The sequence below is a fragment of the Accumulibacter sp. genome, assembly GCF_023806625.1.
Classification (GTDB): Bacteria; Pseudomonadota; Gammaproteobacteria; order Burkholderiales; family Rhodocyclaceae; genus Accumulibacter.
Genome location: NZ_JAMTDX010000043.1, coordinates 26,748 through 40,665 on the forward strand (window position 1 = coordinate 26,748; position 13,918 = coordinate 40,665).

The window sequence follows — 13,918 nt, forward strand, 5'->3', positions numbered from 1 at the left end:
CCAGGCGGCGACGGGTCGCCGGACGCTTAGAATATCGCATCCGCGCAGCGCCTTTCGCTCGCGTTGCGGACCGTGGGGCGAGCGGGACGCGGCCCGCCGACCCATCGCTTTCTGCCGGCAGCATCCAGACGAGGAGAGTTTCCGATGAAGGTATTCCAGGTCGAAGAGCAGTGGAGCAGGGAACACCTGCGTCCGTCGACCCGCCCCGACCCGCATCCCGGGCCCGGCGAGGTGCGCGTGGCGATGCGTGCCGCGGCGCTCAACTACCGCGACCTGCTCGTTCCCCAGCGCGGCTACGGGGCGCGGATGCAGGCGTTGCCGCTGATCATGCTCTCCGACGGCGCCGGGATCGTCGATGCCGTCGGGCCGGGGGTCACCACGGTCGCCGTCGGCGAACGCGTCTGCCCACTGTTCTTCCAGAGCTGGACGGGTGGCCCGGCAACCGGACGGCGCCTCGGCCGAAGCCTTGGCTGCGAGGTCGACGGAACGATGGCCGAGTACCGGGTTCTGCCCGAAGCGGGAGTCGCTCCGGTACCGGCGCATCTCGACGACTTTCAGGCGGCGACACTACCGACCGCAGCGGTGACCGCATGGCGGGCACTGATCGGCGAAGGCCGGGTTCGCCCGGGAGACAAGGTGCTCGTCCAGGGCACCGGTGGCGTCTCGCTCTTCGCGCTGCAGTTCGCCAGGCTCGCTGGCTGCCAGGTGGTCGTCACTTCGTCGAGCGACGAGAAACTCGCGCGAGCCCGCTTGCTCGGCGCCGACGCGACGATCAATTACCGGAGCGTCCCCGACTGGGGCCGGCGCGCACGCGAGATCGCCGGTGGCGGGGGAGTCGACCACATCGTCGAGGTCGGCGGCGAGAACACCCTCGGCCACTCGCTGCGCGCGATCCGCCCCGGCGGAACGATCAGCCTGATCGGCGTCCTCTCGGGCGGCCGGATGGACGCCTCGCTCGGGCTCGTGGTCACCCGGCACGTCCGCCTGCAGGGCATCACCGTCGGCAGCCGCGACGATTTCCTGGCGATGAGCGCGGCGATCGGCCAGCACGCGCTGCAACCGGTGGTCGACCGCGTCTTTCCGTTCGCCGCGCTGCACGAGGCGCTCGACTACCTGGCCAGCGGCAGACATTTCGGCAAGGTCTGCGTGAGCATCCGGGACGACCTCTGATCCGCTGACGGCGAGCCGCGCCGCTCAGCGGGTGCCGGTCGTCGGCCGCTCAGGCCGGCCAGGGGAGATCGAGGCGCTGGTCGTCGGGGAGATAGACGGCGACCGGCGCGGCAGCCAGGACGGCGATGATTTCCATCGGCTCCTCGCCGGTGCTGAAGATTTGGTGCAGCGCGTCGCGCGGCACGGCGATCATCTCGCCGGCAGCGAAGCGGTGAACCTCGGCGGCGATGTGCAGTTCGCCGCTGCCGGCCAGGCAGATGACGATTTCCTCGCAATCGTGCCGGTGCGGCGGCGTCGCGCCGCCCGGCGCGACGCTCTGCCGCCAGAGGGTCAGCTGGGTCAGTCCCTGGGCCTGACCTGCCCAGGTGCTGTGGGCGATTCCGGGAAGCGCAGTGGCCAGGGGCGGAGTCTGGGCGTGAATGTACATGAGGGTCCTCCTGAATGGGCGGGTAGGGCTGTCTGTCGGGTTGTTCGTACTCGCGGCGCCACGCGTGCGACGCAGTATGCAGCCGCAGGCGGCAGAGCGGAAGCCTGCGCAATGTCGTAACATTGCCGATAGAATGTCCTCGATGAACGGGGTCTCGCGGTGCACGGTCTCCAGCAGCTGATCGCTTTCGCCGAGACGGCCAAGCACGGCAGTTTTGCGGCCGCCGCCCGCGAACTCGGAACCGCGCCGTCGACGCTGGCCAAGGCCGTTGCCCGACTCGAGGCTTCGCTCGGCGTCAAGCTGTTTCACCGCACGACGCGGCAGGTTCGCCCGACCGCCGACGGCGAGCGCCTGTTCGAGCGCTGTCAGCGCGTGCTGGCCGAAGTCGAGGCGCTGCAGTCCGAAGCCGCGGGCACGCGCGGCGCCCCGGCAGGGCTGCTGCGTGTCGACCTGCCGATCGTCTATGGGCGCCGCGTGCTCCTCCCGGTACTCGCCCGGCTGGTCGAGCGTTACCCGGCGCTGCAGCTCGACCTGCGGCTGCACGACAGCTACACGGATCTGATCAGGGACGGGATCGACCTCGCCGTGCGCGTCGGTACCCTCGGAGATTCACGGCTCGTCGCCCGCCGCTTCGCCGAGCAGGTCCTGGTACTCTGCGCCAGCCCGGCTTATCTCGGCGAACACGGGCCGCCGCAAACGATCGATGATCTGGCGACGCACCGGGCGATCGTTCACCGCCTGCCGACGAGCGGTCGACTGCGCAGCTGGGTATTGGCCAGCGCCGGACGACGGATCGACGTCGACCCGCCGTCGCGGGTGCAGATCAACGACGGCGACGGGGTCGTCGCGGCGGCGTGTCTCGGGCTCGGCCTGGCGCAGGTTCCCGATTACATGGTCGCCGACGAGATCGCCGGTGGTCGCCTCGTCGAAGTACTGCCGTCGCTGCGGCCGCCGGCCGAACCGATCAGCGTCGTCTACCCGTCGGGCCGGCTCGTCCCGCCGCGCGTGCGGGTGGTCATCGACAGCCTCTTGAGCCTCGGAGTGGTCAGCGACGGGGCATCGCCGGCGACCGATCGCTGAGCGGTGCCCGTGCGGCGAGGAGGTCCAACAGGCCCTCGAAGGAGCGTCTGTCGCCGGTCAGGCTCACTCGGCATCGTCGTTGACGTTATCGCCTCCCGCAGCCTCGTCACCCTGATCCGCCTGATCCATCTCCTCGTCGGAAAGCGCCTCGCCAGTGTCCTGCGCGTCCTCCGCCAGCGGCAGCTCTTCGGGCGCCCGGCCGAGCTCGACGGGCAACGTCACCGGGCGCGAGAGCTTCTCGTCGATTCTTTGGACCAGATAGTTCACTCCGGCGAGCACGCCGGTGGTCGGGTCGTCCATCTGGCTGTGCCACATGTCGTCGAGTGCGGCGTTCAGGCTCGCGCGCAGTTCGGCCTCCATTTCGGGGCGCTGACTCTCGTGGGCCAGCGCCCCAATACCAAGGGCACCGAGTGAGATCACCGCACCGGCGACGCCACCGATTGCCGCCGCGGCGGCACTCGACAGGCCACTCGCGGCAAAGCGGGCGACAAGCTTCTCGCTGGCCCTCTTGGCCACTGGCGAGATCCTCTGTTCCGAGGGCCCCGAGCCGGCGCTGCCAGCCGCCGGGCGAATCCGCGCGAGCAGGGCCGAATACGCCGGCAGCGCCGCCAGCGGATCGGCGCGCAACAGGTCGTGGAGCGAGGCGTCGTGCGCCGGCGGTGGGGCGAGCGCGATCGCCGGGATTCCCCGCAGCCGCTCGTCGAACTGATCTGCCGGCACGCCGTGGCGCATCGGGATTGGCCGGACACCCCGGCCGAGCGACTCGACGTAGAGTCTCGTTGCCGTTTCCCTGACCAGATCGGGATCGACCTCCCGGGCCACCGGGTCGAGCACGCGTTCCCGGTACTGCTCCTGCAGATACGCGGCCAGTCGTCTGACCGCGGGATCCGTTGCTTCGCCCGAGCCCAGCCTGTACCAGGCCACCTTGATCGCCAGCCACTGCTGCGTCCAGTAGCCCGAGAACCAGGGAATGAAGTCCGACTCGTTGCGCCTGGCGACCATCCCGCGCCATTTCTCCATCGCCGTTCGCGCGTAGCTGCCGGCCGAAGCCGCGGCAACCTCCGAGGCGAGCGCGATTTCGCGGTCGACCTGCCACCAAGTACTTTCCGGGACATGCACCGGCGAAGCGGGCTCGGCGAGGCGCTCGCGTGTCGCGCACCCGGCGAGCACGACGACGAGCACGACGATCAGTCCGCGGATCAGCGCCACCACCGATGTCCTCGACGAAGGCGCCGGCGATCGCCGAACAACCGGCGCAAGTCTTCTGGCTGACTGTTCCATGGTGCGTTTCCCGTGCTGCGATGAGCAGGAACGTCTCGCCCGATCGTCGCCGGTCCGTTGCCGAGCGACACCCGGCGGCTCCGCCTGGTACGGGCCAGCGGGCGATCGGCCCGCACAGACGACCGCTGCGCAATGGGCAGCAGCGCTCAGTATAGGCGGCCGGAATCGGCACCCGCGAGTCGCGGACCGCCGCCAGATGGCGGTGATCGATTGCCCCGGAAGCGAGCCGACGGCGAGCCGTCCGCTCACCGCCGGCGCGAGCACGGCCGCCCCGCGCTGACGATTCTGCCGGCGCCTTTCGCCAAGAATTCCACTTTGCCGTTCCCGGCCCACGAACTAGAATAGCAGCAACGGCGACGGGGCGACCTCGTCGGCCTGATCGTAGGCCAGCGAATGGCAAGGCGACCGCCCACGCTTCGCCCGAATGAAGAGCCGAAGAAGTCTCGTCGTCTTCGGCGCAGGCACATTGCCGGGGTGCCGCAGGCGTCGCGGGATCGGCAGCGACCTGCTTTGCGCAGGCGTCGCGGCCACGGTCGGGAGCGATCAAACAACCACAGGGAGGGATCCGACAGTGCCCAGGGAAAGAAAGTTATTGCTGGCCTTGCTGGCTCTCGTGGTCGTGCTGGCGCTGGTCTGGTTCGGCAGGGACTGGCTGCCGGGTGAACCTCTGCCCCCAACCCCGCCTCCAGTCGTGACACCCGCCCCGAAGCCGGCAGCCACTCAGCAGGCGACTGCCCCGGCACCCGACGCGCTGATCGGTCAGGTATTCGAGGCCACCGGGATCAGCCGGAGCATCGACGCGATGCAGCAGCGTATCGGCGTCTCGATCGAGACCTTTGGCGCTTACCTGCGGCTCGGTCCAGAGCAGCAACAGCTGATCCACGCGGCGCAGCTCGAGGCGTTTCCCCCGGATGCGCTGCGCGATCGCCTGCAGGAGCGCTTCAAGGCCCAGTTCAACGAAGCGCAGTTGCGCACGCTGCTCGCCGACTTCAATGGCCCGGTTGCGCGACGGATGAAGGAACTCGCCGCGGCCGGCGCAAGCGACGAGCAGGCTTTCGTCCGCTTCGTCGAACAGATGCGCACGCAGCCGCTTAGCGACAAGCGGCAGGCCTTGCTGCAGCGACTCGACCGGGCCATCGGCGCCGGCCAGTGGACCGTCGAGATGACCCTGGACAGCGCCCGGGCCATGTTGCAGGCCGCATCGGCAGCCGGAGGAAAGCGCGTCGCCGACGTCGAGGGGGAACTCGCTACGCTGCGCGCGACGCTCGAACCGCGGATTCGTGAGTCTTTCGTCAGCAGGCTTGCCTATGCCTATCGCGAGGCGACCGACGACGAACTCGCGGCCCTGGCGGCGATCTACGAAAGCCCGGAAGGCAAGTGGTACACGGAGAACGTCTGGCAGGTGATGCGCGAACACTTCCAGGACGGTCAGCAGCGCTTCGCCGGCAGGCTGGCCGAGGTCTTCGCCAGTCAGCCGCGCCCGACGGCTCAGGCAACAGCGCAGCCACCGGGCTCGCCGGAAGCCGGGAGTCCGAGCGGCGAGGAGACCGGCACGCCTGCCCGCCTGGTTCGCCGTCCTACGCGCTGGCACCTCGACGCGCGGGCGTGCCTGCAGTATGAGCGGCCGGCAGACGTGGCCCGCTGCGCGCAGAAGTACTTCTGAGCAGGGATCGCCTCTGACTGACGTTCAGCTGCGCCCCTCGCCTCAGCCCCGCGAACCGATCGGCCACAGGTCGTTCAGCTGCACGGCTCATGCCTTGGCAAGGCGGCTTCCCCCCGGGCACCTGCGCGGTCAGGCAACGGAGACGCCCGCGACCCCGATGTCCGGTGCGAATGCGGGTATCGTCGGGTAGCTCACTTGCGCAGTGCTTCGCTGCCGGCCGGACTCCGCCGGTAAAGCGGCGCGCGTAAGGACAGCGACGAGCAGGGTTGCGCCCTCACCGGTCACCTGACCGTGCCAGATCGATCGCGCGGGCACTCCGGAGGACTTGGGGGTGGAACATGAGTCTCTTATCTCGTCAGCGATCTACACGAGAATGCCAGCAAACGCGCGTTCGACCATGGCCTGGATCTCGTCGTCAGTCGCCGCCCAATTCACCGAAGTGTCCTATCCGCGGTACGTTCCTTTCCGGACAAGCGTACTGCCCCGCATGTAAAGGATCCTGACGACCACATTCGCTGACTTGGCGATCGAGACGTGAGTGACCCAGGCGGTCAGCATCTCTGCCTCGACTGCGAGGTCGGGATCCGCGGGGGACGCGTCAGCGATCCTGAGAACCTCGATGCCCTGTTGGCGCAAACCAGCGAGAATGCTGCTCAGCCATTCGGCCCCGTCCGCGGGAGCACGCACGAGACGGCCGTACAGCACCCCAAGGTTGACCGGGTCCCTGCGAAGGTCCCTTACTGACGACAGCCGGATGATGCATTGCGCAGGCGCCGCTGGCCCACGTCCCGGCAGGCTGGCAATCTCGCGGGGCTGCCATTCGGAGCGCAGCACCAGCGGATTCGATGAGACGCAGGCGGCAGCGGCCAGGCAAATCGGTATCTGGCTGGCAACCTTGACGAGTCTTCGCCAGACGCCCGCGTCTCACAAGGCGCCAGACTCGACAAGAACCCATTGCCCATCGAACAACTGAAGCAGCGTCCCATGGGCGTCAGTCCCAACCACCTTCCCGTAGTAAGCACCAACACTGGAGTTCGGCAGACTCCCGAGGGCCGCCGCGGCTTCCGGCGTGCGCGCCAGACTCTTTTCGAGCATCCAGTGCACGCGCGCAATGCCGATATCGAGCGCCTGCCGCGCCAGCTGGCCGTCACTGGCAGCCCAGCGCTGGACGTTGTCCCTTGCCTCCCCGATGGGGATATGGAGCGCTATCACGCTCCTGAAGGAGTGGGCATAGGCGAGGTTTTCCGGATTCAGCCGATCAGCAGGCGAGCCGCCACCCGGAATCGCCGTGTTCACCAGCTGCACCTCAAGGCCCACCTCTATGCTTGCGAAACTCGCCGAACACGAGTAGGAGTATTCAAGAAACGCGACCTGATCGGTCGCGCTGGCGTCGAGAAGCCTCTCGCGCTCTTCTCGCGTCGAAGGCTTCGCCAGGGAGACACTCTTGACGCCCAGCCAATCGTTGTGCGTCAGCAGTTCCTGCAGAGCCTCGGTGGCGCGCCGGTCGAAATCATAGCCGGACAGAGCGTCCCGCAGCGGCACGACGTCCGCCTCGGCCTGTTTCGCACGTGACGCGTCGATCGCCAGATCGATCAACGCCGGGATCAGCCCCCCGCCGGCAAAGTTGGCAAAACCCGATCGGACGATCGTCGTCGCGATCTCCTCCTGGGGAATGCTCAGGACAAACTCCCGGCCTCCCGGAAGTGATCGGGCCGACGGCTCCAGTGTCGTCCTCGGCGGCGTGACACACCCGGCAACCGCGAAGACCAAGGCGACCAGGCACAGGATCGATCTCCGGCAGCGCATCTCGGCACCTCTGACGGCTTCTGCAAAATGCACGCGGACGACACAGTCCACACCAGATGAACAGCCCGTGCAGGACTAGTATAGTTGACTTGACGCGCGCCATCCGGATGGCCGACATGGGCGCCAGGCAGGACAGGGGATTCGGCAGGCTCTGGGGTTGGCAGAGGTTCTCGAAACGGCTCAGAAGCGAGGTAGCCCAGCCAGCCGGCAACGTTTCCGGGCCTGGCGAGGGAGCTGTTCAGCGCCCGCGGAGGATTCCGACGCGGCCGGAGGAAATCAGACCGACGAGTCGAGCGCCGACGCGCCGACGCCGAACATCGGCACAGTCGAGCCGGGTTCGATCGCCGTCCCGACGCTGCCCGTGAAGTTCGCCTGGACGAGCGCCAGGCAGGTCACTGCCGGCGACGCGACGGCTGGGCAGGACGGCGCGAAGGATGCCCGAATGAACCCCCAACGGACGAGCGACACCACCGATCGACCGGGCCGCGTTCGCTGCCGGCGCGTTCGTCGCCGCCTTCCGCGTAGGCACCAGTCGATGACAACTGCGGCACCGCCGATCAGTCGGGGCAGCGGTACGCTGCCCCGCGCTGCGCAAGCCGTTCCAGGTAAGCGACATGGGCCTGGATGATCCGCCGCACTCCGCCGACCACCTTCGGATCGTCGAGCGCCGTGTCGAGGCGTTTCGCGTACTCCGGGCCCTGTGCCGCGTGCACCTGGCCGAGCCAGTGGAACATCCGCTTCGCGTAAGCCAGAGCATCCTTCCGGCTGGCCTCGCCGGAATCGAACAGCTCAGGCCGGGCGTAGCGCACGAGGAAGGACTGGCCAGCGACGTCGACGACGCCAATGACGTTTCCGGGATCCGCCTTCGCTGCGTCGCCGTCGACGAGCGGACGGTAATGGCGATTCAGCGCGGCGAGCCTCTGCCGATGATCGGCGCCAGCGGCGTGCGAGGGGCTGGTCGCGGCCGCGGCTGGCCTCGTCTGCTGCTTGAACTCGACGATCTCGCAGCGCTCTCCGCTGCCGTCGCTTCCTCCAGCCAGGCGCACGCGATACACGAAACGCGGGACGCACAGGCTGCCACCGCTGCTCTCCTTGCGCGAGAAACCCTGGTCCTCGATGCTCAGTCTGGCTTTCGGGCCGGCGGCGTCGCGCTCACCCGCCAGCAAGCGCTGGAGTTCCCGCTCGAAGGTCGGCCCGTCGTAGACTTCGCTGACCGCGCGCGGCGCATCGGCCAACCTGCGGATCCTGCCTTGGTTGAGGTCACGCGCCCAGCGCCGCTCGACATCCCGACACGAGCGCGCGCTGCGCCGCTGCTCGCCGAGGATCGCCTTCAGCGTCGGAACCCCTCGCAAGTCCTCGTTGGCGAGGCCCAGGCGATAGGCGTCGAGCGCATCCGGCAGATCCAGCGACGGATTCCAGATCGCGTCGTAGACCAGCGTGTGCAGCAGATCGAGGAACAGGCTGCCCTCACCGCCGTCGTCGAGGTCGATCAGTCCGATCTGCCAGTCGCCCGCCCGCGCGACGCGGACGATGTCCACGTTGTCCGGCTTGACGTCGCCGCCGATGATCCCGGAGTACGCTTCGCCGATTTCCCGGATCGTCCCGCCTGCCTGATCGACCTGCTCGCGCAGACAGGCCAGACTGGCCCCGGGATTCGTGCGCAGGAAGGTGAGCAGTTGCCTGTCGCTGGACTTGCCTTCACGGGCGACGGCGCGAAAGCACCAACTGCTCTCGCCGACGGAACACAGCCTGACGCCGCAGGGGGCGTCAGCGAGAAGCTCCGCAGGCATCCCGAGGACAATCGTGGCAAGTGCAGTGATCAGCGGGTGTGACGGGCGCATCACGGCCTCCGGTCGATTGCCGACGATGCCAGGCGGCCGGGGCGCCGCGTCGTCGGTCAGCCAGTGTAACGCGAAAGTCGCCCGACAACCGGTGGACCGGGCCTCGTGCGCTTGTGGGAGAGCATCCGGAGCGACGGGGGGAGGGAACGGGCATGACCCTGATTCCTCGAGGGGTGGCTCGACGGGCCGTTTCCATCAGCACGCGGCCCCGGGACCCCACGCCGTCGGCAATCCCGGCGAATCCTGCGGCCGCCCTGCACCGGGCGGTCTCGCGGGAATCAGCGAAGCGCACAGGCCGGCCGGAAAAGCGGAGAACGGCGGTCGCTGCGACTCGACCACCGCTGATCGCGCTGGCCGCAGCGGCCGCGCTGACTATCCTCGTGCCCAGGCTCCATCCCGGCTCGGGTCGCCGCCAGCGGGATCCGCCCGACTCCGGTCTATTCGTCGATCATGCGCGACAGCTCGCCCAGCTCCTCGGCGCTGAATACCCGGGAGCGGGTGTGGAAGGCCTTGCCTTCGGGGCCCTCGAGCGAGAAGGTCCCGCCGAATCCGTCGATCACGTCGATGATCAGCTGGGTGTGCTTCCAGTACTCGTACTGAGACTTTCCCATGTAGAACGGGCAGCCGCCGATGTCCCCGAGGTAGACGTCACCCGATCCGATCGTCAGCTCGCCCGGGAGGTAGCAGTTGGCCGCACTGTTGTCGCAGCAACCGCCCGACTGATGGAAGAACACCGGACCATGCTTCTTCTTGAGCAACTCGATGAGCTCCAGCGCGGCCTCCGTGGCGATGACTCGTGACACCATGGCTGACTCCGGAAGAGCGGGGGCAGCTGCCTGCCCCCCGAGGGAGAGAGATCGTCGGGAAGCGGATCGGCAACGATCAGAAGAAGCCGAGCTTCTGCTCGGAATAGCTGACCAGCAGATTCTTCGTCTGCTGGTAGTGATCGAGCATGACCTTGTGCGTCTCGCGGCCGATGCCCGACTCCTTGTACCCGCCGAAAGCGGCGTGCGCGGGGTAGGCATGGTAACAGTTGGTCCACACGCGGCCGGCCTTGATGCCGCGACCCATCCGGTAGGCGAGGTTGCCGTTGCGCGTCCACACTCCGGCGCCGAGTCCGTAGAGCGTATCGTTGGCGATCTCGAGCGCCTCGGCCTCGTCGCGGAAGGTGGTCACCGCGAGCACCGGGCCGAAGATCTCCTCCTGGAAGACGCGCATCCGGTTATGCCCCTTGAACAGCGTCGGCTGCACGTAATAGCCGCCGGCAAGTTCGCCGCCGAGTTCAGCCTGGGCTCCGCCGATGAGGATTTCGGCGCCTTCCTGACGACCGAGGTCGAGGTACGAGGTGATCTTGGTCAGCTGCTCTTGCGAGGCCTGCGCGCCGAGCATCGTCTCGGTGTCCAGCGGATTGCCCTGTCTTATCGCAGCGATGCGCGGCAGGCAGCGCTCGATGAAGCGGTCGTAGATCGACTCGTGGATCAGCGCCCGCGAAGGACAGGTGCACACCTCGCCCTGGTTGAAGGCGAAGAGCACGAGACCCTCGATCGCCTTGTCGAGGAAGCCGTCGTCGGCGGCCATGACGTCGGCGAAGAAGACGTTCGGCGACTTGCCGCCGAGTTCGAGCGTCGCCGGGATCAGATTGTTGGCCGCCGCCTGGGCGATCACCCGACCGGTCGTCGTCGAGCCCGTGAACGCGATCTTGGCGATCCGCTTGCTGGTCGCCAGCGGCAGACCCGCTTCGCGGCCGTAGCCATTGACGACGTTCAGGACTCCCGGGGGCAGCAGGTCGGCGATCAGTTCGACGAAGATCAGAATGCTCACCGGCGTCGACTCTGCCGGCTTCAAGACCACCGCGTTGCCCGCAGCGAGCGCTGGGGCAAGCTTCCAGGCGGCCATCAGCAGCGGGAAGTTCCACGGAATGATCTGGCCGACGACGCCGAGCGGCTCGTGAATGTGGTAGGCGACCGTCGTCTCATCGATCTCGCTGATGCCGCCTTCCTGGGCACGCAGCGCGCCGGCGAAGTAACGGAAGTGATCGGCTGACAGCGGGATGTCGGCATTCAACGTTTCGCGCATCGGCTTGCCGTTGTCGACGGTTTCGGCGTAAGCCAGCCGTTCGAGGTTGGCCTCGATCCGGTCGGCGATCCTCAGCAGGACGTTCGAGCGGTCCGCTGCCGAAATCCGTCCCCAGCGGTCGGCCGCAGCGTGCGCCGCGTCGAGGGCAAGCTCGACGTCTTCGCCCGTCGACCGCGCCACCTGGGTATACGACCGGCCGGTGATCGGCGTGACGACGTCGAAATACTGTCCCTTGACCGGTGGCACCCAGCGTCCGCCGATGAAGTTGTCGTATCTGCGGCCATACTCGACCGTCGCGCCGGGGGCGCCAGGAAAAGCGTAGATCATCCGTATCTCCTCTGTGCGTTGTCGTGGTGCGGAAATCTGACCCGTCTTGACGCGTGTCGTCTGATCTACAGCAGGGAACGTGCCAGCCATGTGCCCGGCGTAGTGCACTGTTTCTCGGACATTCCTGTCTTCGAGAGGACCAGCGACACGCTTGCGGAGCGTCACACGATGACGCACTTGTCCCGATCTGACACAGGCGCGGGTATCGATCGCCGGCGACTGTTGCACACCGGTGGGGCAGCGGGTATGGTCATGGAAAACGGATCGACGGGCCGACCACGGCTGCGCAGCGGCAAAGGAGGAGACGGATGCCGAACAGATCGAGTGGGATCGCGTTGCGCGAGGCGCGCCAGCTGCTGATCGAACGCGGCGAGGCACCGTCCGACGAGTCGGTCGGCCCGCTGGTCGCGCGCTCCTGGCGCCGTTGTCTCGATGCCGGCCTCGCCCCGGCAGGCCCGCTGCCCGAGCCCGCCCTGCTCACCACCAGCGAGTTGCAGAGCGCCGCCGAGCGCCAGGCCGAGCTGCTCGCCCATGCTCGGCCGGTGCTCGACTACCTGTACGCCCAGACGCGCGATTCGCGAAGCATGGTGATCGTCGCCGACGATCGTGGGATCCTGCTGCGGACGCTCGGCGAAGCCGACTTCCTGAGCCGCGCCGAGCGCGTCGCCCTGATGCGCGGCGCGTCGTGGACGGAAGGCGATCGCGGCACCAACGCCATCGGCACCGCACTGGTCGAAAGGCAGCCGGTCGTCGTCCATGGCGCCGAACACTTCCTCGAGCGCAACGCCTTTCTCACCTGCGCGGCAGCCGCGATGAGCGCTCCCGACGGCCGCCTGCTCGGCGTGCTCGACGTTTCCGGCGACCGCCGCGGCCGGAATCCACACACCCTCGCTCTGGTCCGGGTCGCCGCGCAGATGATCGAGAACAGCCTGTTCGCCGCGCGCCACGGCGACGACCTGCGGCTGCGCTGCCATCGGCTTCGCGAAGGCATCGGCAGCGTCGCCGAAGGCTGCCTCGCCTTGTCCAGGGATGGCCTGGTCGTCGGCGCCAACCGGTCGGCGCTGCAGATGCTCGGCCTGCGCCCGGCAGACATCGGCACGACCCCGGTGTCGTCCGTGGTCGACGTATCGGTCGCCGACCTCCTCCACTGGGGACGCCTGCGCTCCGGCATGGCCATGCCCGCGCGCGACGCGAGTGGCCAGCGCCTGTTCCTGCGCGTCGAAATCGGCCGGAAACAGCAGCGGCTGATCGTGCCGGCACCGGCGCCGGCGAGCGACGACGGCCCGGACGCGCTGAGCGCGCTGGACACCGGCGATCCGTGTCTCAGGGCGGCCATCGCCAAGGCGCGCCGGGTGATCGGCAAGCCGATCGCTCTGCTGCTGCGCGGCGAATCGGGCGCCGGGAAGGAACTCTTCGCCAAAGCCTTCCACAACTCCGGCCCACGGCGCGGCAAGGCGTTCGTCGCCGTCAACTGCGCGACGCTCACCGAGAATCTCGTCGAGGCCGAACTGTTCGGCTACGTACCCGGAGCCTTCTCCGGTGCGAGGCGGGAAGGATCGCCCGGGCACATCCGTTGCGCCCACGGAGGAACGCTGTTCCTCGACGAGATCGGCGACATGCCGCTCGCGCAGCAGGCGAGGCTGCTGCGCGTCGTTCAGGAACGCGAGGTCGTCCCGGTCGGTGGAGTTCAGCCTGTTCCAGTAGACTTCGACCTGATCTGCGCGACGCATCGCGACCTCAAGGCCGAGATGGACGCGGGACGCTTCCGTTCCGACCTCTATTACCGGATCAACGGCCTGACACTGATCCTTCCGCCGCTGCGCGAACGCCGCGATCTGGCCCTGCTGACCATGCGCATGCTCCGCGAAGTCTCGCCCGAACGCGCCCTCTCGCTCGACGCCTCGCTCGCCGCTGCGTTTGCCGGCTACGCCTGGCCCGGCAACCTCCGGCAGCTCGCCAACGCGCTACGCACCGCCTGCGCACTGATCGACGACGACGAGAAGGTCATCGGCTGGGCACACCTGCCCGATGACCTCGCCGAAGAATTGCGCGCAGCCGCGAGCGGCGCTGATCCCCGCCTCACCGGCTCCGCCGCCGGAGAGAATCTGCGCGAGATCTCGCAGGCGGCAATCCGCAAGGCGATCGACAGCAGTCGGGGGAACCTGTCCGAAGCCGCACGGCGGCTCGGGGTCAGCCGCAATACCCTGTACCGGCGAATTCGCGCGGGCGCCTGACGCAGGCCGAAGA

At 68.1% G+C, this 13,918-nt stretch carries 11 protein-coding genes; 4 read left to right on the forward strand and 7 right to left on the reverse strand.

All coding sequences use genetic code 11. The annotated features are described in order from the left end of the window. Window positions 1-144: 144 nt before the first annotated feature. The gene (locus NFW05_RS07750) at window positions 145-1,170 is read left to right on the forward strand and encodes an NAD(P)-dependent alcohol dehydrogenase (protein WP_295304592.1); all 1,026 of its coding nucleotides are present in this window, start codon (window positions 145-147) and stop codon (window positions 1,168-1,170) included. A 49-nt stretch (window positions 1,171-1,219) separates the two neighbouring features. Here NFW05_RS07750 and NFW05_RS07755 read toward each other — a convergent pair whose 3' ends face one another. Beyond that, window positions 1,220-1,597 carry a cupin domain-containing protein gene (locus NFW05_RS07755; RefSeq protein WP_295304594.1) on the reverse strand — a complete coding sequence of 126 codons (378 nt, stop codon included), beginning with the start codon at window positions 1,595-1,597 and terminating at the stop codon, window positions 1,220-1,222. A 159-nt stretch (window positions 1,598-1,756) separates the two neighbouring features. Between NFW05_RS07755 and NFW05_RS07760 the strand changes: the two genes are divergently transcribed. After that, window positions 1,757-2,677, forward strand: coding sequence for a LysR family transcriptional regulator (locus NFW05_RS07760; protein WP_295304597.1), 921 nt, complete (start codon window positions 1,757-1,759; stop codon window positions 2,675-2,677). A gap of 63 nt (window positions 2,678-2,740) precedes the next feature. Here NFW05_RS07760 and NFW05_RS07765 read toward each other — a convergent pair whose 3' ends face one another. Beyond that, window positions 2,741-3,886 (reverse strand): hypothetical protein, encoded by a 1,146-nt coding sequence (locus tag NFW05_RS07765; protein ID WP_295304599.1) that lies wholly within the window; start codon window positions 3,884-3,886, stop codon window positions 2,741-2,743. A 643-nt stretch (window positions 3,887-4,529) separates the two neighbouring features. Between NFW05_RS07765 and NFW05_RS07770 the strand changes: the two genes are divergently transcribed. Further along, complete coding sequence (locus NFW05_RS07770) at window positions 4,530-5,621, forward strand: hypothetical protein (RefSeq protein ID WP_295304602.1); 1,092 nt, start codon at window positions 4,530-4,532, stop codon at window positions 5,619-5,621. Between the two features lie 924 nt (window positions 5,622-6,545). Here the strand turns inward: NFW05_RS07770 and NFW05_RS07775 are convergent. The 5 genes from NFW05_RS07775 to NFW05_RS07795 all read right to left on the reverse strand — a co-directional run bounded on the left by NFW05_RS07775 (window position 6,546) and on the right by NFW05_RS07795 (window position 11,671). After that, window positions 6,546-7,427 carry a hypothetical protein gene (locus NFW05_RS07775; RefSeq protein ID WP_295304605.1) on the reverse strand — a complete coding sequence of 294 codons (882 nt, stop codon included), beginning with the start codon at window positions 7,425-7,427 and terminating at the stop codon, window positions 6,546-6,548. Window positions 7,428-7,703: 276 nt separating this feature from the next. Then, on the reverse strand, window positions 7,704-7,895 hold the full coding sequence (locus NFW05_RS07780) for a hypothetical protein (RefSeq protein ID WP_295304608.1): 192 nt from the start codon (window positions 7,893-7,895) through the stop codon (window positions 7,704-7,706). Window positions 7,896-7,984: 89 nt separating this feature from the next. Continuing rightward, window positions 7,985-9,268: a hypothetical protein gene (locus tag NFW05_RS07785; RefSeq protein WP_295304611.1), complete on the reverse strand. Its 1,284-nt coding sequence runs from the start codon at window positions 9,266-9,268 to the stop codon at window positions 7,985-7,987. A 437-nt stretch (window positions 9,269-9,705) separates the two neighbouring features. Further along, a complete protein-coding gene (locus tag NFW05_RS07790; protein ID WP_295304614.1) occupies window positions 9,706-10,074 on the reverse strand; it encodes a DUF779 domain-containing protein in 369 nt (122 codons plus the stop codon). Between the two features lie 76 nt (window positions 10,075-10,150). Beyond that, a complete protein-coding gene (locus tag NFW05_RS07795) occupies window positions 10,151-11,671 on the reverse strand; it encodes an aldehyde dehydrogenase family protein (protein WP_295304617.1) in 1,521 nt (506 codons plus the stop codon). Between the two features lie 308 nt (window positions 11,672-11,979). Between NFW05_RS07795 and NFW05_RS07800 the strand changes: the two genes are divergently transcribed. Beyond that, a complete protein-coding gene (locus NFW05_RS07800) occupies window positions 11,980-13,905 on the forward strand; it encodes a sigma-54-dependent Fis family transcriptional regulator (RefSeq protein ID WP_295304620.1) in 1,926 nt (641 codons plus the stop codon). Window positions 13,906-13,918 lie beyond the last annotated feature (13 nt).

Bases quoted from the DNA above. Each gene is read 5' to 3' on its own strand.
- NFW05_RS07795 (WP_295304617.1), bottom strand. From the start codon at position 11,671: ATGATCTACGCTTTTCCTGGCGCCCCCGGCGCGACGGTCGAGTATGGC.
- NFW05_RS07755 (WP_295304594.1), bottom strand. From the start codon at position 1,597: ATGTACATTCACGCCCAGACTCCGCCCCTGGCCACTGCGCTTCCCGGA.
- NFW05_RS07750 (WP_295304592.1), top strand. From the start codon at position 145: ATGAAGGTATTCCAGGTCGAAGAGCAGTGGAGCAGGGAACACCTGCGT.
- NFW05_RS07785 (WP_295304611.1), bottom strand. From the start codon at position 9,268: ATGCGCCCGTCACACCCGCTGATCACTGCACTTGCCACGATTGTCCTC.
- NFW05_RS07800 (WP_295304620.1), top strand. From the start codon at position 11,980: ATGCCGAACAGATCGAGTGGGATCGCGTTGCGCGAGGCGCGCCAGCTG.
- NFW05_RS07790 (WP_295304614.1), bottom strand. From the start codon at position 10,074: ATGGTGTCACGAGTCATCGCCACGGAGGCCGCGCTGGAGCTCATCGAG.
- NFW05_RS07775 (WP_295304605.1), bottom strand. From the start codon at position 7,427: ATGCGCTGCCGGAGATCGATCCTGTGCCTGGTCGCCTTGGTCTTCGCG.